This window comes from Chryseobacterium populi (assembly GCF_000282115.1).
Taxonomy (GTDB): Bacteria; Bacteroidota; Bacteroidia; order Flavobacteriales; family Weeksellaceae; genus Chryseobacterium; species Chryseobacterium populi.
In genome coordinates this window covers 1-25340 of the sequence record NZ_AKJY01000066.1, presented here as the reverse complement: position 1 = coordinate 25340, position 25340 = coordinate 1, and the positions used below count along the sequence as shown (strand labels likewise).

Here is a 25340-nt window from a genome sequence, read left to right as displayed (position 1 = left end):
TTTGGTGTAGATCATATTTTAAATTAATTCTTTATACTTAATTCAACTACATATCCTTCATGCCCTCTTATATTGATAAAATTTCCACCTTCAAAACCAAGGTACTGACCTTTAATTCCGGTTAGCCTTCCTGTAAACTCTGGTTTTTTATCCAACGTGAAAGAGCTTACCTTTTCGGGTTTGTCAAAAGGATAGTCAAATTTCCACAAATCTTCTCCTTCACTGTAAAACTTCTGGAAATCTTCCGGAAAATATTCTTTTATTTTCTGCTGGAAATCTGCTAAATCCATTTCTCCTTCAAAATCATCCTGAAGCATTTTTTTCCAGTTTGTTTTATCCGGCAAATGATTTTTCAGTGCAACTTCTATCATTCCGGCTTCATACCGGTTTTCAGTTCTGGCGATCGGCAGGGCAAAAGTAGCTCCCTGGTCAATCCATCGGGTAGGGATTTGCGTATTTCTTGTTACTCCTACCTTTACGTCTCCGGTGTATGCCAGATATACGGTGTGCGGCTGAAGCTGAATTTCTTTTTCTACTTCAAGATCGCGTTCCGCTACGCCAAGATGTGCTGTGGAAAGTTCAGGCCGAATAATGGTATCACTCGCATATGGACTTTCAAAAAAACAGCTTTTGCAAAATCCCATTCTGTAAATCGGCTTGTTTTCTCCACAATTCACACATTGGAACCCGGTATGTTTTATAGTCAGTTCTTTCCCAAACAATTCATTCATATGAATTAAATCTCCGGAAAGATTCAAATAGTATTGTATGGGTTGATCATCATAGCTCGTCATCTTTAAAATTTGCCCTTGAAACTGCATATTAATTTTGTATTACTTTTTTAAGTAAATTTAATAATTATATTTTCAAATCTTAAATTTTATATTTTTGTGCTAATAAAAAACACGGATGACATATCTAATAACAGGAGGAAGCGGATTTATTGGTTCTCATTTAGCAGAACAACTATTGAAAAATGGACATTCTGTCATAAACGTTGACAATTTTGATAATTTCTACAGCTATCAGACAAAAATTGAAAATACTTTAGAATCTATTGGATATTTTTCGGATTTTGATTTCTCAGATAAGGAAAAAGACATTGAAACCTTAATTTCAATCTCAAAATCAAATGATTACATTCTTTATTATCAGGATATCAGGGATAAGGAAGGCCTTGAAAATATATTTAAAAACCACCAGATTGATCTGATCATTCATCTGGCTGCTCTTGCCGGGGTACGTCCTTCTATTGAAAGACCACTGGAGTATGAAGAAGTAAATGTTCGCGGAACAATGAATTTGTGGGAGCTTTGTAAAGAATATCATATTAATAAGTTCATTTGCGCCTCTTCTTCAAGTGTTTATGGAAACAACGAAAAAATACCTTTTGCCGAAACAGATAATGTAGACAATCCTATTTCTCCTTATGCAGCCACCAAAAAATGCGGTGAAGTTATAGGCCATGTATACCATCAGCTATACCATATTGATATGATACAGCTAAGGTTCTTTACGGTATACGGGCCACGGCAAAGACCTGATTTAGCGATACATAAATTTACCAGATTGATTTCAGAAGGCCAGGAAATCCCATTTTATGGGGACGGAAATACAGCAAGAGACTATACTTATATCGATGATATTATTGACGGAATCATAAAGTCTGTCAGTTATCTGGAAAACAATTCCGGTGTTTATGAGATCATCAATCTTGGAGAAAACGAAGTAATTAATCTGTCTGAAATGCTCTCTGTTATAGAGAAAGCTTTGGATAAAAAAGCCCATAAAAAGGTATTGCCCATGCAGCCCGGAGATGTACAAAAAACCAATGCTGATATCAGTAAAGCAAAAACTTTAATCGGTTACAAACCAGACACAGACTTCCAAAATGGCATAAAAAAATTTGTGGAATGGTTTTTGAGAAAATGACATCAAGTTCGTTGTCACCTTGCTCTAAAGCGGGATATAACAGCCTATGAACAAAATTTAATAAAAAGAATTGAAAATCAGGTATAAAAAAGTTTATAATATAACCTATTTTTATACTTTTGCAAAAAATTAGAATATTATGTACTGGACATTAGAATTAGCTTCATATTTAAGCGACGCACCTTGGCCAATGACAAAATCAGAGCTTATTGATTATGCAATCAGAACTGGTGCACCTATGGAAGTAGTAGAAAATCTTCAGGCGATCGAGGATGAAGGAGAAGTTTATGATGCCATCGATGAGATATGGAGTGACTATCCTACGGATGAGGATTACCTTTGGAACGAGGACGAATATTAAATAAAGCGATGAGCTTTAGGCCATAAGCTTAAAGCTTATTTGCCTTTTTAAATATCATTTTTGCGCAATAGGCGTATTAGTAAAACGCTTAAAGCATATTGCTTTAGGCATAAAGTAAAAATCTATGAGTTTTTTAAACAAAGTTCTTAAGGGGTTTTTGGGAGACAAAAAAGCGCAGGACCTAAAAGAAGTAAAAAAAGTTGTAACAAAAATCAAAGCTGTTGAACCTGATATTCAGCAATTGTCTGATGATGGTTTAAGAGAAAAGACTGCTGAGTTTAAGCAGAGCATAAAATCTGCAACCAGCAAGATAACAGCCCAAATAGAACAGATAAAAGAGCAGATAAAAAATTCAACTAACGTTGATGAAAAAGAAACTCTTTTTTCGAAAATTGAATCTCTAAAAAAGGAATCATACGACATTGAAGAAAAAGTTCTTAGTCAGATACTTCCCGAAGCTTTTGCATTGATAAAAGAAACGGCAAGAAGATGGGCTCAAAACGGAGAGATCCGTATTAAAGCGACAGACTGGGACAGAGAGCTTGCAGCAACTAAAGATTTCGTTGAAATTCAGGGAGACACAGCCGTTTGGAAAAACTCTTGGGACGCAGCCGGAACTCCTGTAGTTTGGGATATGGTCCACTATGATGTTCAGTTTATCGGAGGGGTTATTCTTCACAGCGGTAAAATTGCCGAAATGGCAACCGGTGAAGGTAAAACCCTGGTAGGAACATTACCTATTTACTTAAACTCACTTCCTGAAAGAGGGGTTCACGTGGTAACCGTGAATGACTATCTGGCCAAAAGGGACTCCGCATGGATGGGACCGCTTTACCAGTTCCACGGAATGAGCATCGATTGTATCGATAATCACCAGCCGAACTCAGACGGAAGAAGAAAAGCATACAATTCGGATATTACTTACGGAACCAATAACGAATTCGGTTTCGATTATCTGAGGGATAATATGGTAACTTCACCATCAGAACTGGTACAAAGAGAATTAAACTTTGCGATCGTGGATGAGGTTGACTCAGTATTGGTAGATGATGCAAGGACTCCCTTGATCATTTCAGGGCCAGTTCCGCAAGGAGACAGACAGGAATTTGACGTTCTTAAACCTTCTATCGACAGAATCGTTGAAGTTCAGAAAAAGACCGTTTCCACTATTTTTAATGAAGCTAAAAAATTAATTGCTGCCGGAAACAATAAAGAAGGAGGTTTCAAATTACTTCAGGCTTACAGAGGTCTTCCGAAAAACAGACAATTAATCAAGTTTTTATCCGAAAGCGGAAACAGGGCACTTCTTCAAAAAACAGAAGCCCAGTACATGCAGGATAACAACCGTGACATGCCGATTGTAGATAAAGATCTTTATTTTGTGATCGAGGAGAAAAACAACCAGGTTGATCTTACAGACAAAGGGGTTGATTATATGTCTCAGGGAAATTCCGACCCGAACTTCTTCGTTCTTCCGGATATCGGAACTGAAATTGCTGAAGTTGAAGCTAAAAATTTAACTAAAGAAGAAGAATTCGAGGCTAAAGAAAAACTTTTCTCTGATTTCGCAGAAAAATCCGAGCGTGTCCACACGATGAGTCAATTATTGAAAGCGTATACTTTATTTGAAAAAGATGATGAATACGTAGTGATTGACGGTGAAGTAAAAATCGTTGACGAGCAGACAGGCCGTATCATGGAAGGCCGCCGTTATTCAGACGGACTTCACCAGGCTATTGAAGCGAAAGAGAATGTAAAGATTGAAGCAGCAACCCAGACTTTTGCGACGGTAACATTACAGAACTATTTCCGTATGTACAACAAGCTTGCGGGGATGACGGGTACTGCAGAAACTGAAGCGGGTGAGCTTTGGGAAATTTACAAACTGGATGTAGTGGTAATTCCTACCAACCGTCCTATTGTAAGACATGACAGACAGGATTTAGTTTATAAGACTAACCGTGAAAAATATAACGCTGTAATTGAAGAAGTTGAAAAATTAACCGCAGCAGGAAGACCGGTACTTGTAGGTACTACTTCTGTGGAGATTTCTCAGTTGCTTTCAAAAGCGCTTCAGTTAAGAAAAATCCAGCACCAGGTACTGAACGCGAAACTTCACAAGAAGGAAGCAGAAATTGTTGCCGGAGCAGGACAACCGGGAGTTGTAACAATTGCAACCAACATGGCAGGTCGTGGTACGGATATCAAGCTTTCTAAAGAGGTTAAAGAAGCCGGAGGTTTAGCTATTATCGGTACAGAAAGACATGATTCAAGACGTGTTGACAGACAGCTTAGAGGTAGAGCAGGGCGTCAGGGAGACCCGGGAAGTTCTCAGTTCTATGTATCTCTTGAAGATAACCTGATGCGTTTGTTCGGTTCTGAAAGGATCGCTAAAATGATGGACAGAATGGGTCATAAGGAAGGTGAAGTTATTCAGCATTCCATGATCAGCAAGTCCATCGAAAGAGCTCAGAAAAAAGTAGAGGAAAACAACTTCGGAATCAGAAAGAGACTTCTTGAGTATGATGACGTAATGAACAAGCAACGTGATGTAATCTATAAGAGAAGAAAGAATGCCCTTTTCGGAGATCACCTGAAATATGACATCACCAATATGATTTTTGATGTTTCCAACTCTATCGTTACAAAAGGTAAAGCTAATGGAAACTATAAGGATTTTGAATTCGACATTATCAAGAATTTCACTATGGAATCTCCGGTTTCTGAAAATGATTTCAAAAACAAACAGGTTCCGGAATTGACGAATATTCTTTTCAAAGCGGCTCAGGAAGATTATCAGATGAAGCTGAACTTATTGAAAGAAAAATCATTCCCGATTATTGAGAATGTATATCAGAATCAGGGTTCAATGTTTAAGATGATCCAGGTTCCGTTTACCGACGGGCACAAGACAATGACTATTGTTACCGACCTTAAAGAATCTTATGAAACTCAATGTGAAAGCCTAATCAACGATTTTGAAAAGAACATCACATTATCCATTATCGATGAAAACTGGAAACTTCATCTCCGTGAAATGGACGATTTGAGAAGATCCTCACAGGGTGCTGTTTACGAACAGAAAGATCCGCTTGTTATTTACAAACAGGAATCTTTCCACTTATTCAGCGAAATGGTAGATAAAATGAACAAAGAAATAATTTCTTTCTTATACAAAGGAGAAATCCCGGCTTAGGAAATCATTTACAAATATTACGAACCCCGCTTCAGAAGTCTCTGAAGCGGGGTTTTATTATTCAATGTATAATAATTGCATGATAAATATCAAGCGAATAATTTATTTAGAATAATTAAAAACAATATATTTGCAAAAAAATCTCCTTTCATGAAAAATGTACTGATCTGTGCCTCATTATTGGGTTCTGCCTTCATTTTTGCCCAGCAAAAAGATTCTACTAATATAAAGAACATTGATGAAGTCATTATCAATACCTATATCAAGAAAGACAGTGATTATTCCAATAAAATGTCTTTGAAAGCTATAGAAGATCCGCAGGTATATTCTTCAATTGATAAAGGTGTTTTGGACAATCAGTTGCTTTTTAACGTTGATGATGCATTCAGAAATGTTCCGGGAGCCCAAAAAATGTGGAGTGCTACCAACAGGGCCGGAGATGGAGGGATTTTCCTTAATCTGAGAGGCTTTGTGGCAGCAAACTCAATGAGAAACGGCTTGGTCGCTCCTATTACTACTTCTATGGATGCTATTAATGTTGAAAGAGTGGAAGTATTAAAGGGACCATCAGCAACATTATTCGGCAGTAATGCCACTTCTTACGGAGGAGTAGTTAACAGGGTTACTAAAAAACCATTTGAAACTTTTGCAGGAGCTGTTTCTCTTGCGGGCGGAAGTTATAATTATTACAGAGTTCAGACTGACGTGAATACTCCATTGACAAAGGATAAAAAACTTTTATTCAGGCTCAATACCGCTTATACCAATCAGGGAACTTTTCAGAGGACCGATGCTAAAAACTCGTTTTATGCATTTACTCCTTCCATTACTTATCGTCCAACTGAAAACTTAGAAATCAATGCTGAATTAGAAATGTATGAGACAGATGCTTATCCTGAAACGGCATTTTTCTTTTATTTACCAAGCTCAGAGTTAGGAGCTGATAATATGGATCAGCTTGAGAAATTTGGATATGATTATAAACAGACTTATTCGGGTAAAGACCTTAAAACGACTGCCAGAGCAAGAAATTTCTTCGGACAGGTTAATTATAAAATTAATGAACACATAAAATCATCTACCAATGTAAGCACTGCTTATTCTTATTCAGACGGCTTCAATCCCTATTTTTATTTTGCTCCCCAATATGCAGTAACCCAAAACCCTGCAGACACCGAATTAGGAATAGTAAGAGCCGACCAGTCTACGAAAGACAGTAAGAAAACTTACTTCCAGGTTCAGCAGAACTTTAATTTCGATTTCAATATCGGGAGTATGAGAAACAGAACAGTTGCAGGATTTGATTATATGAAAGTGAAAGATAATCAGAATTTCCTGTTTACCAATTTTGACTGGGTTCCTTTTAAAGGGACAGATTACACCAATATGAACGGTCAGTCATTGGCTGCTACTTACAGCTATTATCAGAACCTTCCCGGTTATGATTTTGATGCTAATAATACTTATATCTCTTCTGGAAGCGATGACATTTACAGCGGATATATTTCCAATGTATTCACACCAATCTCAGGGCTTAACATTCTTGCCGGATTACGATATGAAAGCCGAAATTTCGGAGGAGGAAAAAGAGGAACTGAATCGGCTAATACTTTTAGTCAATCAGCATGGTCTCCTAAACTAGGAATTGTTTACCAGGTTATTCCTGAAAAAGTATCTGTCTTTGGAAACTATCAAAATGCTTTCAACAGTAATGGTTACTACACCGCAGATGTTGCAGGAAATATTAAGCTTTCAGACCCGGAAAGGGCTAATCAGTTTGAAGGAGGTTTTAAGACAAACATTCTGAATGGAAGAATCAGTTCTACAGTAAGCTACTACAACATTAAAGTGAAAAACACACTTTTAAATACCGGAAATCTCACAGACACCGGACAAGCAGTACAAAACCAGGCCGGATCTTTAACGAGCCAGGGAGTTGAGTTGGAAGTAAACGCATATCTCGTAAAAGGGTTCTCATTAATCGCAGGGGTCAGCTATAATGATATGGAGTATACGGAAGCAGCTTCTGATGTTATCGGGAGAAGGCCATCAACAGCATCTTCCCCATGGCTGGTCAACTTTAATGCAAGCTACCAGTTTCTTGATGGTAAACTTAAAGGATTAGGGTTTGGCGTAGGTGGAAATTATGCAAGCGACAATAAAATTGTAAACTCTGTTTCAATGGGAACTTTCATCCTTCCAAAATATTTCGTACTAAATGCCAATGCATTTTATGATGCCAAAAAATTCAGAATCGGTGTAAAAGTAGACAATTTTACCAATGAGCATTACTGGAACGGCTATACAACCGCAAATGCACAGCCGTTAGCCAATGTTATGGGAAGCTTTACCTATAAACTCTAAAAAATTAAATAGAACTTATCTGTCTTTACAATAATAAACAATGAAGAAATTAACACAAGGAATTGCCTTACTAGCCTCAATAATAACTCTGGCTCAGGAAAAGGATACAATCAAATCGAATGATATTGAAGAAGTAATTGTTAACGGAAGATATTATCAAAAGTATAAACTGAATGAGGTTTCCGGTTCATTAAGAATTCAGACTCCAATTCTTGAGCTTCCTCAAAATGTACAGTCTGTAAGTTCTCAGGTTCTTGCTGATCAGCTTACATTGAATATGTCTGAAGGAATTGTCCGTAACGTAAGCGGTGCAAGAAAAGTAGAACACTGGGATAATGTATACTCTAATGTTTTCATGAGAGGAGCCAGTATTGCCACTTTCATGAACGGAATGAATGTTTCCTCTACCTGGGGACCAATCAATCCTGATGCTTCTATTATTGACAGAATAGAGTTTGTAAAAGGTCCAGCCGGATTTATGGGCTCTATGGGAGATCCAGCCGGATTTTATAACGTTGTAACTAAAAAGCCTACCGGAAAGTTTGCCAACAGTGCACGTTTCACAACGGGAAGCTATAACCTTTTCAGAGGAGAAGCTGATTTAGATGGTGTTCTTATTAAAAACGGTGTTTTAGATTACCGTTTAAACTTAATGGGAAGTTCCAACAAATCGTGGGTGGAAAATGATAAAACAGGCAAAATCATTGTTGCTCCTTCTATCACTTTCAGACCGACAAAGACCACTACATTTACGGCTCAATACAACTATCAGTATTTAAAATTCAATCAGCCGGGAGCTTATCTGATGTCTAACGACGGATATGCTTCTTTGAATGTACATACCAATTTTAATGATCCAAACTTCAAGAAGACAGAGGTAAAAGATCAGAGTTTATTCTTAAGCTTAGACCAGAAGCTTTTCAAAGACTGGGTTTGGAGCACTCAGTATGCTTATATGGATCTGAATTATGACGGAGGTTCATGGTGGGGAACCTTTGCCCCAGCCAATAAAAATATTTTAAACAGAACATTAAGCAACTGGCAGACAAAAGGAAAAAACCACATTTTCCAGACGTATGTAAGAGGAAAAGTTAATACCGGAAATATTGTTCATAAAATTATTGCAGGATTTGATTACGGAGACAGAAAATACAATGCTGACTTTTCATCTTTTGCTGGAGGATCTTTCCCAATTGACATTTATAATGTGAATTATGGAGTAGACCCTTCAAAACTTCCATCTTCTGATTTTTATACTTTAAACACATCTGCGCCATTTTATAATGATCAGGGAGTAAAATATACTTCTTATTATGCTCAGGATCAGATTGAAATGTTTAATAACAAATTGAGGTTAACATTAGCAGGAAGATATACAAGTGGTAAAACCTATTCTGCATATCCTAATCTAAGTCCAGGTACTTCTATTGTACCAGATGAAGCCGGAGAATTTACACCGAGAATAGGATTAAGTTATTCTATTAATGAAAACTTTTCTGCATACGGGATCTATGACAAAACCTTCGTACCACAATCCGGAACAGGAATTCATCAAACATTGATTACAGATCCTTTCAGAGGACAAAATATTGAATTCGGATTGAAGAAAGACTGGTTCGGAGGAAAATGGAATTCTACTTTTGCTCTTTACGAAATCAGAAGACAAAATATTCTTGTAGCAGGAAATGCAAACGAAAATAATGGAGTTGCTTTTCAGATTGCTACGGGCGAGCAAAGGGCAAGAGGTTTTGAAACTGATATTAAAGGAGAAATCATCAAAGGTCTGAACATTATCATCAATTATGCTTATACAGATGCAAAAACCGTTAAAGACACAGATCCTACAAGAATTGGAATACAGTCTCCGGGAAATGCAAAGAATGTTCAGAATACATGGATCAACTACAGATTCCAAGATGGAGTTTTAAATGGTTTCGGAATCTCAGCCGGTTATCAGTATCAGGGAGGAAGACAGTCCTGGTATGGAGTAAGTGCCACAAAAGATCAGAGTCTTCCGGATTATTTCGACACCAACTTCGGGGTTTCCTTTGTTGCTAAAAAATTCGATGTCAATCTAATGTTGAATAATGTCCTTAACAAAAAACTTTACAGCGGATACAGGGGAGATGCCGGCGAATATGCATGGATTTATAACGCACCACGTAACTGGAGATTATCAATCGGATATAAATTTTAAAATAAACAAAAGTTAGCCTTGGGGTTAACTTTTTGATATGAGGAAAAAGCATCATCATAAGAAGAAACCCTCTTTTATAAAAAAATGGTCTGCCAAACTGCATTTGTGGTTTGGCTTGTCCGTTGGTCTTATTGTATTCATGGTTGCGCTAACAGGAACTTTATATGTGTTTAAAGATGAAATACAGAATACAACCCGGAAAGAAGCCATCTACGTAAAAAAAGAATCGGTAAAAGAGCTGCCATTATCCATAGTCTTACTCCGTGAAAAAGTAGCCCTGGAACTGAACGAAAAATTCCAGGTAAGCTCTGTGGAGATTCCTTTGAATAAAAATAAATCATATCGTTTTTTATATTACGAAAAAAATAAAAAAGGCTGGAATTACTTCAATGAAGTTCTTATCAACAAGCAGGTTTACATCAACCAGTATACCGGTGAGATTTTGGGAATTTATAATGAGAAGTATGACCTCTTCCCTATTTTAAAATCAATTCACTGGAGTCTCCTGCTCAAATCCGAATGGGGAGCCTATGTGGTCGGGATTCCGGTGATATTGTTTATCATCATGCTGATCACCGGAATTGTTCTCTGGTGGCCACAGAATAAAAAAGCAAGGAAAGGACGTTTCTGGTTCAACTGGAAAAATATAAAGACCTGGAAACGCAAAAACTATGACCTTCACAACATCTTAGGGTTTTATGCCTCATTTATTGCACTGCTATTGAGTGTAACCGGAATTTACTTCACCTATCCCTATGTGAAAAACGGGTTTACTTTCGTGTTGTCAGGGTCAGCAGATCTTCCTAAAGAAAAGGAAATAAAATCTCCCGACTCACTTGTAGTCAAAAACAGTCGGGTTTTTGATCTCACTTTGCAGGAAACAAGAAAGCTTTACTCTTCATCTTCCAGCTTCAGGATTCCTCTGAACGGAAAAAACAAAAAAGGAAAAGAATTAAAAAATATTCCCGTTACCGTGTATCAGAAAGAAGGAAGATTCAGTGAGAGGAATCTTCTGTTTTTTGACAAATACTCCGGGAACATATTATCCAATAAACCTCATCAGAAATTAAACACTGCCGAGAAATATGCCAATGCCAACTATGATATCCATACAGGATCTTATTTCGGCATTGTTGGCAAAGTGATCTGGTTTATCGCCGGATTAGTCTGTACCTCACTGCCCGTTACCGGATTTATGGTATGGTGGGGAAAACGTAAAAAACAAGGAAAGAAAATATAATGAAAAAGGCATTTTTATCGGTGGCCTGTCTGGGAACAGTTACCGCTTTTGCTCAGGTTAAAGACACTTTACAAACCAGGAATGTAGAAGAAGTTGTGCTTACAGCTTCCCGAAAAAAAGAGAATATCAAAGAAATTCCAGGCTCTGTTACTATTGTCGGAGAAAAACAGTTGCAGACACAGCTAACCGTTAACTCTGATATTACAAGCATTCTGCAATATACCGTTCCGAGTTTGGGAACAAGCTCCGGTCAGACTTCCAATTCAGGACAAACTCTTAGAGGACGTCAGATTTTAGTTCTTATTGACGGGGTTCCGCAATCTACTCCACTCAGAAACGGAGCAAGAGATTTAAGATCAATCGACCCATCGGTGATTGAAAGAATCGAGGTGATCAAAGGGGCTTCATCCATTTATGGAAATGGTGCCGACGGAGGAATTATCAATTATATCACAAGAAGAAACAAATCAGATAAAAAGATTTCCGGAATTTCTCAGGTCGGTATTACCGGCCAGCCTTATGGCGGTACATTAGGTTTCAGGGCCAGCCAGCTTCTTTCAGGGAGAATTACTGACAAATTCGATTATGTTGCGTCTTTTGCCTACGAAAGAACAGGATATATGAAAGATGCAGACGGAGTCAGTTTAAGCCCAACCTACAGTCCTGCAAAAATGGACAACTATAACGGGATGTTGAAACTAGGCTATAATTTTAATGATAATCAGAGAATTGAGGCTTCATATATTGGATACGCTTCAAGATCCGATCTTGATTTAGGTTTAAAAACCGGGAAATACGGGGTCACAACAACTATTGGAGAAGGAAGAGGAAAAAACCTGGAGACCACTCCACAGGGAACACCCAGAAACCATAACTTCAAACTAAGTTATGACAATAAAAACCTTTTCCAGGGAACTGCATTGAATGTAAACCTTTATTATCAGGATTTCAGAACAGTTTACGGATACAGTGATACATTCCTGAACGGCGGACAGTCCAATGTTATTTCAAAGAAAAAAGGAGCGAGGGTCAATCTGGACACCCAATTATGGAATGCACAGAATTCTCAGGCTGAAATAATCTACGGAGTGGATATCCTGAATGACCAGACCGTACAAAAACTGGAAGACGGCCGCTACTGGACACCGGATATGGATATGACCAATATTGCTCCTTTCGCCTTAATTAAAATTGATTTATTAAAAAAGATAACGATCAAAGGAGGCCTTCGTTATGAAAATATAAAAGTGAAAGTGGGAGATTTCAATACCCTTTCATCCATTAAAAGTGACGGAACTTTCACCCAGAGCATTTTTGTGACAGGCGGAGACCTGAAATATAATGCCTTGGTGGGAAACATCGGAGTGCGTTATAATATTGATAACTCCCTGAATTTATTCGGAAGCTTTTCTCAGTCGTACTCCATTAACGAATTGGGAAGAATCCTGAGAACCTCAACACAGGGAACCATAGCAAACCTTGAAACAAAACCTATCATCGTCAACAATTATGAATTTGGTGCAACGGGCCAGATCTCAAAATGGATCAATTATGAGATCACTTCTTATGTGAGCACTTCAAAACTGGGTGCATCATTTATTCAAAGTGCAGATCGTGCCTTAACGATTCAAAGATCTCCTGAAGTGGTATATGGCGTGGAAGGATTTTTACATTTCACCCCTAAAAAATGGATCAATTTCGGAGGAAGCTATAGCTGGATGGAGGGAATCACTTCCATAAAAGATGATGGAGATTATTCCGCGAAAATCAATAACAGCAGAATTTCTGCTCCGAAAGTTCTTGCATACGTTCAGGTAAAACCCATACAGGCTTTATCTGTAGGTCTTGATATGCTGCATGCCTTTGGACAGGACAGATTTGAACCTAATGCAAAAACAGGATTATATGTTTACGGTGAAGGGAAAGTTCCTGAATACACTGTTTTCAACTTAAAATCAAGCTACGAAGTGAATAACAACTGGAAAGTTTCTTTAGGAATCGAAAACCTTTTCAATAAAATGTACCAACCGGCTATTGCCTGGTGGTCTGCAAGAGACAGTGAATTTGTCAATTCATTAGGAATGAGAGGAACATTCATAGTTGAATATAAATTTTAATTAATCTAAATAAAAAGTAAAAGTATATCTTTGCAGAACTTTTTACGGTATGAAGAAAAAACATCATCATAAGAGAAATAAGCCGGGATTTTTTAAAATATGGTCAGCAAAACTGCATTTGTGGTTTGGTCTTGGTATTGGGTTTTTAATTTTTATTATCTCCATTACCGGTGCTTTATATGTTTTTAAAGACGAGATCGAAAACATTACCAGGAAAGATGTCATATACCATAATGAGCAGAATATCGATCAGAAACAGATTCTTCCGATCCGTGTACTGGAGAAATCCGTTGTAGAGCAGGTAAAAGAAAAATATCCTGTACATTGGGTGAATATTCCTGTTGATAAAAAACTATCCTATCAGTTTTACTGGTATGAACATGACCCCAAAGGCTGGAATTATTTTGATGAATTCCCGGTATATAAAGTCGCTTATGTAAATCCTTACACCGGAAAAGTTCTAAAAACCTATGATGAGAAAAACGGCTTTTTCCAGATCGTAAAAATGACCCACTGGAGCTTCCTTTTAAAGCAGGATTGGGGAACTTATGTAGTAGGAATTCCGGTGATTATATTTGTCATTATGCTGATTACAGGAATCGTTCTGTGGTGGCCAAAGAATAAAGCTGCAAGAAAACAGCGTTTTTCATTGAAATGGAAAAATATTAAAAGCTGGAAAAGAAAGAACTATGACCTCCATAATGTCTTAGGCTTTTATGCTTCTGTTTTCGCTTTGATTTTCTCCATTACCGGATTATTTTATGCGTTCTTCGTTGTTCAGGCAGCTATTTATGTGATCTTTTCAGGTGGGGAAACCCAATATCCGGATTTTTCCAGCATTAAGACAAAAGCCCCCATCGAATTAAGAACAGAAGGAACTCTGGATAAAATCAGCAATACGGTTAAGGCAAAATATCCTGATGCTTATGGTTTTTCCATTGATCTTGGCCACAAGCATATGGATGACCATGAGCATCCGAACTTCGAAGTGTATGTAAAACATTTATCTTATTCTTATCATAAAAGCAGCAGTCTTATTTTTGATGAAAACTCAGGTGAACTGCTTCATACTCACGATCCTAAAGACAAAAATTTCGGAGAAAAAGTAGTCGGTGCCAATTATGACATCCATGTCGGAGCTATTTTAGGATTACCCACAAAGATCATCGCGTTTGTCGTGAGCCTCATATGTGCCTCATTACCAGTCACCGGCTTTATGATCTGGTGGGGAAGAAGAAAAAAGAAAACGGTGAAAACCGCTTAAATATTTTTTTCAATAAATCTTTCGTTAATAATCCATTAATACAATCTTTTTTATAATTTTAACCCTTTAGAATTTAAGAAGAAATGTCATTAATAGATTTATCAAAACACGTTGCCCTTGGAATTGATATTGGAGGAACCAATACAAAATTCGGAGTGGTAAACCACCGCGGTGAAGTTCTTGAAAAAGGAAACTTAAGAACTGATGAGTATGAGAAAGTTGAAGATTTTATCGATGCCTTATATGAGAAAGTTCATCCTTTGATCGAAAAATTCGGGAAAGAAAAAAACTTTGACGGAATCGGGGTAGGCGCTCCTAATGGGAACTATTATAAAGGAACCATAGAACAGGCTCCCAATTTACCATGGAAAGGGGTAGTTCCTTTTGGTGAAATGATGACAGCTAAATTCGGAATGCCCTGTACGGTAACTAATGATGCCAATGCTGCTGCTTTTGGAGAAATGCTTTTCGGAGCTGCCCGCGGAATGAAAGATTTCATCATGATCACTTTAGGGACAGGCGTAGGAAGCGGAATTGTGGCAAGTGGAAAACTCATCTACGGACATGACGGTTTTGCAGGAGAGCTGGGACATACGATCGTAAAGCCAGGCGGAAGAAAACACTGGAGCACAGGATCTGAAGGAAGTCTTGAAGCTTATGCCTCAGCAACCGGAATTGCTATTACAGCTAAGAAAATGAGAGCCGAGTTTGCAGAATCTATGCTTAATCAATATCCTGAGGAGGAAATCAATTCTAAAACAGTACATGAATGTGCTTTGAAAGGAGATCCGATTGCAATTGAGGTTTTCAGATATACCGGTCAGAAACTGGGTGAAGCATTAGCTAATTTTGTAATGTTTTCTTCACCGGAGGCCATTCTTCTTTTCGGAGGAGTGATTAAAGCAGGGGATTTTATTTTAAAGCCTGCTAAACTTCATATGGAAAGAAACCTTCTTCCGATTTTCAGAAATAAAGTGAAACTGGTTTTCAGTGAGCTTGACGAAGCAGATGCTGCTATTTTGGGCGCAAGTGCTTTGGTCTGGGAAAAATAGTTAGATTTCTTTTACAATAATACAGGCATCCTTTTTAGGGTGCTTTTTTCATGATCTTTACAGACGGTTGGTAGATACTGGGGATTAGCAGGCTTCGAGAGCCTCAGCCTGCAGGGGTTTATTATCTAAATTTCTGTATTTATTAGAAAATATTTCCATTAAGATTCATACTCCTGCATCTGATCAACTTGTTGATTCAGTTTTGCTTTCTAAAGTAAAGAATTGACCACAGATATCACGGATTTCCACGGATGATTGTGGATATACTCTTATGTTATTTATAATTAGAAAGTGGTGTGTTTTTTGTTATCGAAAGGAGAATAATTCCGTGATAAAATGAAAAAGTTTTTCTTACTTTTGATTAGTTTTTTCCTTATTTCCTGCAATGGGCAGGAGCGGAAAGCCGTCAAACAAAATAATCAACCTAAAATGGAAAAAAATAATTTAGAACAGATCACTTTCGGGGGTGGATGTTTCTGGTGTGTGGAGAGCTGTTTCAATATGCTGAAAGGGGTAGAATCTGCAGTTTCCGGGTATTCTGGAGGGCATAAAAACTATCCGACCTATGAAGAGGTTTGTACGGGTGAAACGGGACACGCAGAAGTGGTACAGATCACTTATGATCCTAAAATAATCTCTTATGAGCAGCTGATGGATGTCTTCTTCTTCCTTCACGATCCTACTCAGCTAAACAGGCAGGGAAATGATATCGGAACGCAGTACCGTTCAGTAATTTATTATAAAGATGATGCAGAAAAGGCAAAAGCTGAAGAAGCGATAAAAGTGTCTCAGGAATCAGGAAGATGGACAGGAACTTATGTAACTGAATTAACAAAATTCGATAAATTCTGGCCGGCAGAACAATATCACCAGGGATATTATAATGAAAACCCCACGCAGCCTTATTGCAGTGCCGTAGTAGGTCCGAAAATTCAGAAATTCAAAAAGCATTTCGGTGAACTGGGAATGTTGAATGAGGAATAAAATCTTTTTAAGTTTTGGTTAAAGCCGGATCCGATTGTATCAATTTGTGTAAACGGGCTAAAGCCCATTTCTATTGATGAAAAATTCGTTAATCCATAATCCCGGGCTTATCTTTATTCATAAAGTTTGTCATTCCACAGGAATCCAGACTCATTTTCATCGATTTATCCATCACACCTGTGGTCACGGAATGACGAATTGCATGGATAAGCGCTCTTATTAAAATAACAAAAGCGAAGAGAAAAATCTCTTCGCTTTTGTTTGCAAAAAATAATCGTTTTATCTACGGAAAAATCAGTATCCCGGATTTTGTGTGAATTCTTTTGATGCATCAAGTGTTGCCTGAGGAATAGGGAAAATCCTTCTGTAAGACTGAGATGCAGGTTTTGCTGTTCCCGGAAGATCAAATTTATTGAATCTGATCATCGCTTTTCTTCTGTACATTTCCCAATACAATTCGTACCCGGACTCTTTATACAGGGTATTAGCATCCAGAGAAGCGATTGCAATACCCGGTGCATTGTTAAATAACGCTTCACGGGTTCTGCTTGTTCTTAATTTATTAACATCAGCCAAAGCTGCCGCTACATTTCCGCTTCTGAAATAGGCTTCCGCTCTCATCATGTAGATTGTTCCCAATCTATACAAAGGAACATCCATTCCGCTTGTTCCGTTATTTCCATAACCAGGATCAAATTCAAACTTGAAGTTTCTTACCCCTCTGTTAATCTGAGCCTGTGTAAATACAGATTCTGAGGGGTTATCAAAATTCAGTTCAGGGGTGAAATCTGCCGCAAGTGTCGGTGTTTTTTCTGTGAATAATTTATAGACTTTAATTCTTCCATCTGAAGTAAGATCAAAATTTCCGTTCGCAAGAATTTTAGGACCGTATTGCTGACCAGCCTGTAATCCTCTGTTAAAATGGAACCAGGGTTTTCCTGTTCCTTCCACTTTACTCGTTGAAGGGACACTGACGTCTGTTCCGTCGTTCTTAAACCATGTTCCGTCATCATACTGATAATATCTGTGGAAGCGTGGGTCATCAAAATTCCCGTTCCATGAATAATAGAATTCCGGGGTGATACAGGATGCATTGGTACCTCTGTTATCAGGAGAAGGTTTCTGGATTCTTTCCATTGACATATAAGCCATGTCATTATCAGCATTTCTGTTCGAGTTTTTCTTCTGAACAACCGTGAAGATCATTTCCTTGCTTGTGTCATTATTAATATCAAAATTGTGGAAATAATTTGATTCTAAGCTGAAAAGAGGATTATTAATCAATAAATTAGAATACTGAATTACTTTATCCATATCAGTTCCTCCTCCATTCACTGCCTGCTCTGTAAAGTTGAAAGTACTTGCTGTTTTATTTTTCAGAACGGCCCTGTTCAGATACATATCTGCCAATAGAGCATAAGCAGCCTGTTTCGTGAATCTTCCGGCATGCGTATTCTGGGTTTTAATATCGGCTAAGTTTGGAATAAGCCCTTCAACATCCGTGATTAAAGCATCAATTGTAGTTTCAGCTTTCCTGATCTCAATCGGTGCATTTAAATTATTGGGGTCTCTGTAAGGTGCTTGCCCGTACAAATCGATTGTTGTGTAGGTATAATAATCCAACAATCCTTTGGCTTCTGCTAAAAATAAAGCTTTGTTGTTGATATTACTTTTACTGATACTTCCGATTGCCGTTAAAGATTTTGTAATCCCTAAAGTCAATTGATTGAAAGTTGTTTTTATAACATCATTATTGGCATCCCAGGTGAATTCGTGCATGGCTCTCCATTTTCCACCGTCTCCCCAGTCGCTTCCTCTTGTCGGCAGCAAAGCTTCATCGGTAGAATATTCCTGTAGGGCAAAAACACTTCCGTGGTCTACAAAAGTTCCGTCGCCAAGCTGCCCGTAAGCTGCAGCAAGAGATGCTTCAGGATCTGCATTTTCAGTTCCCATAACTTCATCGATCACTTTTTCATCCAGATCTGTACATCCAATTAAAGATATTACAGCAAAGGATAAAACGATTTTATTAATATTTAAAAAATTAGATTTCATGATTTCTTTTAACTTCAATTAAAATTTAACAGTTGCTCCCAAAATGAACGTTTTTGCAGACGGATACGTCGTGTAATCAATTCCCAGAGACTGGTTTCCTCCGACTTGTTTGCTTGTGTCAACAAGTGGATCATAGCCTGTATAGCTGGTAATTGTCAATAAATTCTGTGCACTTACATAAAGATTTATGCTTTTCAAAAACTTAAGTTGATTTATATCGAAAGTATATCCTAACCTTACGTTGTTCAGACGGATAAAGTCTGATTTTTCAAGATATAAGGAAGATAATTGCGGCTGGTTGGTAAAACTGGCTCCTGAATCATAGAAATTTTTCAAAACATTTCTGTCTGAAGCCAGATTATTGATATTTAAATCCAATGCTGTATTATTTACCAGGTAACCTCCGGTTTGTCCGATGAAAGAAAATGCAAAATCAAACTTCTTGTATTTCATATAAGAATTGATCCCGAAAGTGAAGTTCGGAATGGCACCTTCAAAGATCTTTTTGTCTTTCTGACCAATTGCTCCGTCGCCGTCAACATCTTCATATATATATTTTCCGTTGGCATCAACTCCCAAATAATGGTACATATAGAAAGATCCCGCTTCATAACCGTTTTTGTAGATATTTGCAGTAACTCCTGAAAGCCCGGGCCCTGAAACTTCCCCTGAATAAATTTCCGAAACCGAAAGGTTTTTTACCACATTATTTACTGTAGCTCCGTTCACATCAAGATTCCAGGTAAAATTTTCATTTCTGATTATTTCCGAACCTAAAGAGAATTCAAAACCTTTATTAACAATTTGCCCGTCAGAATTTCTCCAAATCATCGTTGTAGGGCTCAATACCGGCGATGGAATATTCAGGATCGCATCTTTTGTCGTTTTGTTATAATACTCCAATGATCCGTACACTTTATTTTTCCATAAGCTGAAATCCGCACCCATATTAATTTGCTCTACTGTTTCCCATTTCAGATCAGGAAAAGCCGTTCTATTGATCAAAACTCCGTTGATAAGATTTAAATTGTCATATAAATAATATCCTGCAGACTGTGCCAATGAATAGCTTGCCTTAGTAATTTTATTCGGAACTTCCTGATTTCCTGTCTGTCCCCAGCTTCCTCTTAATTTTAATTCATTAATAACCTGAGAATCCTTCAGGAAATTTTCATTTGAAATTGTCCAGCCTACAGCAACTGAAGGGAAATATCCGTATTTGTTATTATCTCCAAAACGTGTAGACCCGTCTGCTCTTAATGAAGCTGTTAAAAAATATTTTTTATCAAAATTATAATTTACCCTCCCGAAATACGACTGTAATTCATTTTCCTGAACAGTGCCCGCTCCCGGAATGAAAGCCTCTCCGGAATACCCCGGATTGATTTCCGGTGAAATTCCGGCGCCTTGAACAGCAAAATTTCTTACTCCAAAAAAGGTCGCAGAATTTTTGAATTTCTGATAAGAGAAACCTCCCAGCAAATTGAAACTGTGTTTATTTAAGTTGAAATCATATGTTAAATAATGTTCCAAAAGCACATTATAAGAATCCAGATTCGCCTGAATATAGGCTCCTTTAGGGGTTCTGTCGGTAATATTCGGATACATTGTTGTATTTCTTTCAGACATGGTCTTATCAATGCCCAAATTGAATTTATAATTTAGCCCCGGCAAGATTCTCAATGTAGCTTCCGTATTTCCCAACACTCTGAATGTATTGGTTTTATCATTATAAACACTCAATAAATACAAAGGATTGTAGTGGGCATTCATGTTGAAGTTGGTGAAATTTCCGTTTTCATCATATACAGAACGTGTAGGGTTCGCCATCAAAGCATGAATAATCACCTGACCGTCAGATCCTGCATTTCCTCCGTTCGGAATTCCTGTTTCTTTGATATCACTCGCCGTAAGATTTACTTTCACCTTTAATCTTTTATTATCGAAAAAAGATTCTTCTGCGTTCAAACGGGCCGTTGTTCTTTTGAAGCTACTGTTCAGAACGATACCATCCTGATCCATGTGAGAAAGTGACGCAAAATAATTTCCTGTTTCTGTAGCTTTTGAAAATGAAACCGCATGATTGGATGAAACTGCATTCCTGTAGATCTCATCCTGCCAGTCTGTGTTTCCGCCGTGATCGTATAATTTATCAATTCCTGCTCCCCTGTATTCATCAGCTGTCATTAAATCTAACTTCTTAATCACAGAAGAAAAGCCTAAATATGTGTCATATGTAAACATCGGCTCTCCTTTCTTCCCTCTTTTTGTCGTCACCAAAACAACCCCGTTTGATCCTCTTGCTCCATAAATGGCAGCCGCGGAAGCATCTTTTAAAACAGTGATTGATTCAATATCTGATGTATTCAAAAAGTTTAGCGGATTTTTTGCCTGTACATTTCCTAAACCAATATTCGGGCTTTGTGCACTCACCGGATCATTATTCAACGGAACGCCGTCTACAACGAATAAAGGAGTACTTCCGCTACGGATTGATCCGATCCCTCTGATCGAAACATTCACTCCAGCACCGGGCTCTCCACTTGACTGAACGATACGGACACCCGCGATTTTACCCTGCATTAAATTATCAACGGAAATATTCATCCCTTCTTTGAAATTCTCAGCCTTTAATTGGCTTACCGCTCCCGTTAAATCAGATTTTTTTTGTGAACCATAACCAACTAAAGTTACTTCTTCAATAGAAGTAGCTCCTTTTTTAGACTGTAATTTTACAGAAACGGAAGTGCTTGAAATTTTTACTGTCTGTATTACATATCCGTCATAAGAAATGGATAATGTCTGACCGATATTGGCCGATATTGTAAAATTTCCGGAGGCATCGGTAGTAGTCGAGGCTCCGGTTTCTACAACTGTGATTTTTGCGCCTTCAATGGCCGAGCCTTCCTGATCTGCTACTGTTCCTGAAATCGTCTCATTAACCTGAGAAAATACCGGATAGTTTTTTGTAAGTCCTTCTGCATGGGCCTGATTGGCCACAAGAAAGATCAATGCTATTGGAATTAGCTTTTTAAACTTAAATAAATTAATTTTGTGGTACATATCATTAAGTAAAGTAATTATAATCAACGTTACATTGCTTAGTAAAAAGCCGCTGTTGTTCCCGCAACAGTGGTTTTCATTTCTGCCCGTCGTTAGTTTTTATTTTTCGGCATACAAAGTAAGCGGATCTATCACAAAATCATTTTAACATAATATTATCTTAAAATCAACAATATATAAATGTCTCGAAATGGGAAAATACTATCTGGTTAATTATCTGCTAATTAATTTTCAGCAATTTTTCCTATTTACAAAATATTAAAATACTCTTAATATCCTGTATAAATTGCTAACGATAAAGACTTATTAATTTCGCTACTACAAAAAATTGACGAAATGAAAAAGACCCTTTTGATTGGTTTATACTTATGCTCATCCAGCTTATTCTGGTCACAGATCCAAAAATTAAATGATTTAAAGATTAATGAAATCCAGGTTATAGGTTCTCACAATAGTTATAAAAAAGCAATCCTGCCTGAGGTATACAGCTATTTATCCAAAAAAGATTCGTTAAATTTTTTACCCAGAATCCAATATGAACATATTGCAATCCCTAAACAGCTGGATTTAGGATTGCGAAATCTTGAAATTGATGTCTATGCAGACAGCAAAGGCGGGAAATATGCCCATCCGAAAATTCTGGACCTGGTACAAACAACACAGCCTTTTGATCCTGAAGGAAAAATGAAAAAGCCAGGCTATAAAATGATCCATATTACCGACATCGATTACCAGACATGGTATTACACCTTGGAAGATTGTCTGAAAGATTTAAAAAAATGGTCTGATGCCCATCCCGACCACGATCCCATATTTGTTACCCTTGAACCGAAAGACGGTGAAAAAAACAGATTCGGAACAGAGCCGGAACATTATACTTCAAAACTGTTTGACGACCTTGATAATGAGCTGAAGAAATATCTTGGGAAAAACAAAATCATTACCCCGGATGATATCCGGGGATCTTATAAAACCTTAAATGAAGCAGTCCTAAATAAAAACTGGCCCAAAGTAAAAGACGCTAAAGGAAAATTCCTTTTTGTACTGGATAATAACGGAGACAACAGGGATCTGTATATAAAAGGACATCCATCATTAAAGGGAAGAATGATTTTCACCAATTCCGCACCCGGAACTCCTGAGTCTGCAGTTTTATTTATGAATGATCCAGGCCCGAAAATAAGTGAGCTGGTAATGCAGGGATACATCATCCGCACAAGGGCAGATGCCGATACGATGGAAGCAAGGAATGAAGATTATTCAAGATTTGAAAAAGCAAAAGAAAGTGGCGCCCAGGTGATCACTACAGATTATTACCTTCCAAGCCGGCTTTTCAAGTCCAACTATAAAATTAGTTTTGATGATAATAGCTATGAGAGAAAAAATCCTGTCAACGGCGGAAAATAAAATTACATTGTAAACTTTATATTAAAGGGGAAAGGCAGTCTGATTATCGGGCAGTCTTTTTTGTTTAGATACAGCCAGCCCAAAAGCCTGATCATTTCTGGGCGAGCAGATTAAGCGGATCTGGCAGATGATTGTGCTATAATAACGTGTGAAAGCTAATCTTTGAGAAATAAATTGGGTAATTATTGTTGAATTAAAGTCTTTTCAGCGTTTTATTTTTCAAATCTATCCTAAAGTGATCCGCCGGATCTCCGTTTGACAATAAAGAAAGTATTTTGAAAACAGATTTTAACTGTTTAATAAAAGGATCCTGAGAGGTATTGGATTCAAAAAGTTTTTCTAAAACCTGATACTGCTCCAGTCTTTCTTTCAGGATATCTTTTTTGGCCAGCTCATCCGCCGACTGAAATTTATATAAATCAAATAAAAGATCCTCAAAATTCCATTTCCGGAATGATTCAGGATCAGTTCCTTTCGGCTTTAATTCAGCATTTGAATTTTGTGACATCAAAAGAATATCTTTTCCATTCAGCAATTTAGCCTTTTCAAAAAAATCTTTCGGCCAGTCATCCGGAATCATTCGTAAACGCACCAATTCTTTCAAATGGAACAGCATAAAATCATGATAAGATGCCGTGTTCAGAATATCTTTATTCCAAAGTGTTTTGCTTTTGTCTTTGCTGAGTGCCTGATATTCCTTTTCATATAACGGAAATAATTCATCAAAACGCGGCACATCATTTATTGTTTCTGTATGCACTTCCATTGTATCCGGAGATTCTATCGTAAGGATTTTATAAGCCGGCTGGTAGGCAGCCAATGACGGAACCTGAACATTGATCAACATTTGATTTCCTTCTTTCCTGATTCCGGTATCATTGATATGCATATGCCCGGCAAAATGAATCTTCAGCCCGGCTTCCATAAAAGCTTTCGCAACATTTTCTTCGGGAACTCTTTCCAACTGCCATTTTTTTTCACCTAAAAGATTTCTGATGTCATTGGTTGCTCCGTCATTAAAATCAACCATAGGGTAATGGGTAAATGCAACAACCGTCTTTCCGTTTGCTTTTGCTTCATCTGTAATCTTTTTTACCCATTGAATTAAATGCTTTTTGTTTGTCAGTACATTGTTATATCCAATGCTCGCTCCACGGTAATTGGCAGGATCATTTGAATTTCCATTCAGGTTTTTAGGAATATAGGTATTTCCGTCGATGGCGATCATCCAGACTCCTTTCACCGGCTCTACAACATAACTCAGATCCGGGACGGAAAAACCTTTTGAAACTTCATACATTCTTTTGGAATAATCAGCATTCCGTAAAGCTTTTTCATATGAATAATTTTTATAAAAATCCGGATCAAAAGGAGTGCTCCAGTACAGGTTTTCTTTTTTAGGATAAAACCCGAAATCTTTCAACTCTCCTAAAACTTCTAAATAGCCTGATTCTGCAATATCTCTTGTAATGATCTTATTCGTGATTTTCCCCATATTTTCTTTGCTGTAAATTCCTAATGGCTTTCCATCCAGCCCGAGAAAATCATCTTTTCCGGCATCCTGTCGAAACGGCCCTACAGGATCATGGTTTCCGGTTGTGATATAAAAATCGATCCCATATTTTTGATGATACTGATCCAAAATTCTGTGAAGTCCACGTAGATTATAAGCCTGTCCGTCATCAGAAAAGTCACCCGGCATAGCCACAATTTTAATTCCTTTAGCCGCAATATCATCCAATGCTTTCAGAAAGGCGAAATAGTTTTCATTAAAAATCCTGGTAGAATGCAACTGGGAATCCATTGTTCTCAGGATAGTAGACCTTCCCGTTCCAGGATTTACAATTCCTTTAAAATCATGATCTGAAAAGCTTCCATACAGATCCTGAAAATGGACATCGGAAAGAAAGGCGATCTGTACAGGTTTCTGCTGAGCCGGAAATAATGAGAAAACAAACAGTAAAAATGAGAATATTCTTTTATTCATCTTAAAAATAATACGAAATTAAAGGAATATCCGGTGAATAGGTTTAATTGAATTTTAAATAATTGGGTAGTGTCTCACTAACTGTGTAAGTTAAAAAGTTATTCTGGAAAATTTTGAGCCC

General features: G+C 37.6%; 15 protein-coding genes. 11 read left to right on the top strand and 4 right to left on the bottom strand.

Annotation, left to right across the window (positions count from 1 at the left end):
• Window positions 1–23: 23 nt before the first annotated feature.
• Window positions 24–821 carry a DUF2797 domain-containing protein gene (locus PMI13_RS15365; RefSeq protein ID WP_007845306.1) on the bottom strand — a complete coding sequence of 266 codons (798 nt, stop codon included), beginning with the start codon at window positions 819–821 and terminating at the stop codon, window positions 24–26.
• A gap of 88 nt (window positions 822–909) precedes the next feature.
• On the opposite strand from PMI13_RS15365, the gene PMI13_RS15360 reads away from it, so the two are divergent.
• The 10 genes from PMI13_RS15360 (at window position 910) to msrA (ending at window position 16707) form a co-directional block, all read left to right on the top strand.
• Window positions 910–1932, top strand: a complete 1023-nt coding sequence (locus tag PMI13_RS15360; protein WP_007845305.1) for a GDP-mannose 4,6-dehydratase — start codon at window positions 910–912, stop codon at window positions 1930–1932.
• A gap of 139 nt (window positions 1933–2071) precedes the next feature.
• Complete coding sequence (locus PMI13_RS15355) at window positions 2072–2293, top strand: DUF2795 domain-containing protein (protein ID WP_007845303.1); 222 nt, start codon at window positions 2072–2074, stop codon at window positions 2291–2293.
• Window positions 2294–2417: 124 nt separating this feature from the next.
• Window positions 2418–5489 (top strand): preprotein translocase subunit SecA, encoded by a 3072-nt coding sequence (secA, locus tag PMI13_RS15350; RefSeq protein ID WP_007845302.1) that lies wholly within the window; start codon window positions 2418–2420, stop codon window positions 5487–5489.
• A 150-nt stretch (window positions 5490–5639) separates the two neighbouring features.
• A complete protein-coding gene (locus PMI13_RS15345; RefSeq protein WP_007845300.1) occupies window positions 5640–7853 on the top strand; it encodes a TonB-dependent siderophore receptor in 2214 nt (737 codons plus the stop codon).
• Between the two features lie 40 nt (window positions 7854–7893).
• Window positions 7894–10050 carry a TonB-dependent siderophore receptor gene (locus PMI13_RS15340; RefSeq protein WP_007845297.1) on the top strand — a complete coding sequence of 719 codons (2157 nt, stop codon included), beginning with the start codon at window positions 7894–7896 and terminating at the stop codon, window positions 10048–10050.
• A 37-nt stretch (window positions 10051–10087) separates the two neighbouring features.
• Window positions 10088–11290 (top strand): PepSY-associated TM helix domain-containing protein, encoded by a 1203-nt coding sequence (locus tag PMI13_RS15335; protein WP_007845287.1) that lies wholly within the window; start codon window positions 10088–10090, stop codon window positions 11288–11290.
• Complete coding sequence (locus PMI13_RS15330) at window positions 11290–13407, top strand: TonB-dependent receptor (protein WP_007845285.1); 2118 nt, start codon at window positions 11290–11292, stop codon at window positions 13405–13407. Before PMI13_RS15335 ends, PMI13_RS15330 begins: the two co-directional genes overlap by 1 nt.
• Before the next feature lie 49 nt (window positions 13408–13456).
• Window positions 13457–14671, top strand: coding sequence for a PepSY-associated TM helix domain-containing protein (locus PMI13_RS15325; protein ID WP_007845283.1), 1215 nt, complete (start codon window positions 13457–13459; stop codon window positions 14669–14671).
• 83 nt (window positions 14672–14754) lie between these two features.
• Entirely contained in the window at window positions 14755–15723 is a 969-nt protein-coding gene (locus PMI13_RS15320) for an ROK family protein (protein ID WP_007845281.1), read from the top strand.
• Between the two features lie 336 nt (window positions 15724–16059).
• A complete protein-coding gene (gene msrA / locus PMI13_RS15315; protein WP_007845279.1) occupies window positions 16060–16707 on the top strand; it encodes a peptide-methionine (S)-S-oxide reductase MsrA in 648 nt (215 codons plus the stop codon).
• Between the two features lie 294 nt (window positions 16708–17001).
• On the opposite strand, the gene PMI13_RS15310 is transcribed toward msrA, so the two are convergent.
• Both PMI13_RS15310 and PMI13_RS15305 read right to left on the bottom strand, forming a co-directional pair.
• Window positions 17002–18762 (bottom strand): RagB/SusD family nutrient uptake outer membrane protein, encoded by a 1761-nt coding sequence (locus tag PMI13_RS15310; RefSeq protein WP_007845278.1) that lies wholly within the window; start codon window positions 18760–18762, stop codon window positions 17002–17004.
• An 18-nt stretch (window positions 18763–18780) separates the two neighbouring features.
• Entirely contained in the window at window positions 18781–21825 is a 3045-nt protein-coding gene (locus PMI13_RS15305) for a SusC/RagA family TonB-linked outer membrane protein (RefSeq protein WP_007845277.1), read from the bottom strand.
• Window positions 21826–22161: 336 nt separating this feature from the next.
• On the opposite strand from PMI13_RS15305, the gene PMI13_RS15300 reads away from it, so the two are divergent.
• A complete protein-coding gene (locus tag PMI13_RS15300; RefSeq protein ID WP_007845276.1) occupies window positions 22162–23232 on the top strand; it encodes a phosphatidylinositol-specific phospholipase C1-like protein in 1071 nt (356 codons plus the stop codon).
• A 193-nt stretch (window positions 23233–23425) separates the two neighbouring features.
• Here PMI13_RS15300 and PMI13_RS15295 read toward each other — a convergent pair whose 3' ends face one another.
• Window positions 23426–25219, bottom strand: coding sequence for a metallophosphoesterase family protein (locus PMI13_RS15295; RefSeq protein WP_007845274.1), 1794 nt, complete (start codon window positions 25217–25219; stop codon window positions 23426–23428).
• Between the last annotated feature and the right edge of the window lie 121 nt (window positions 25220–25340).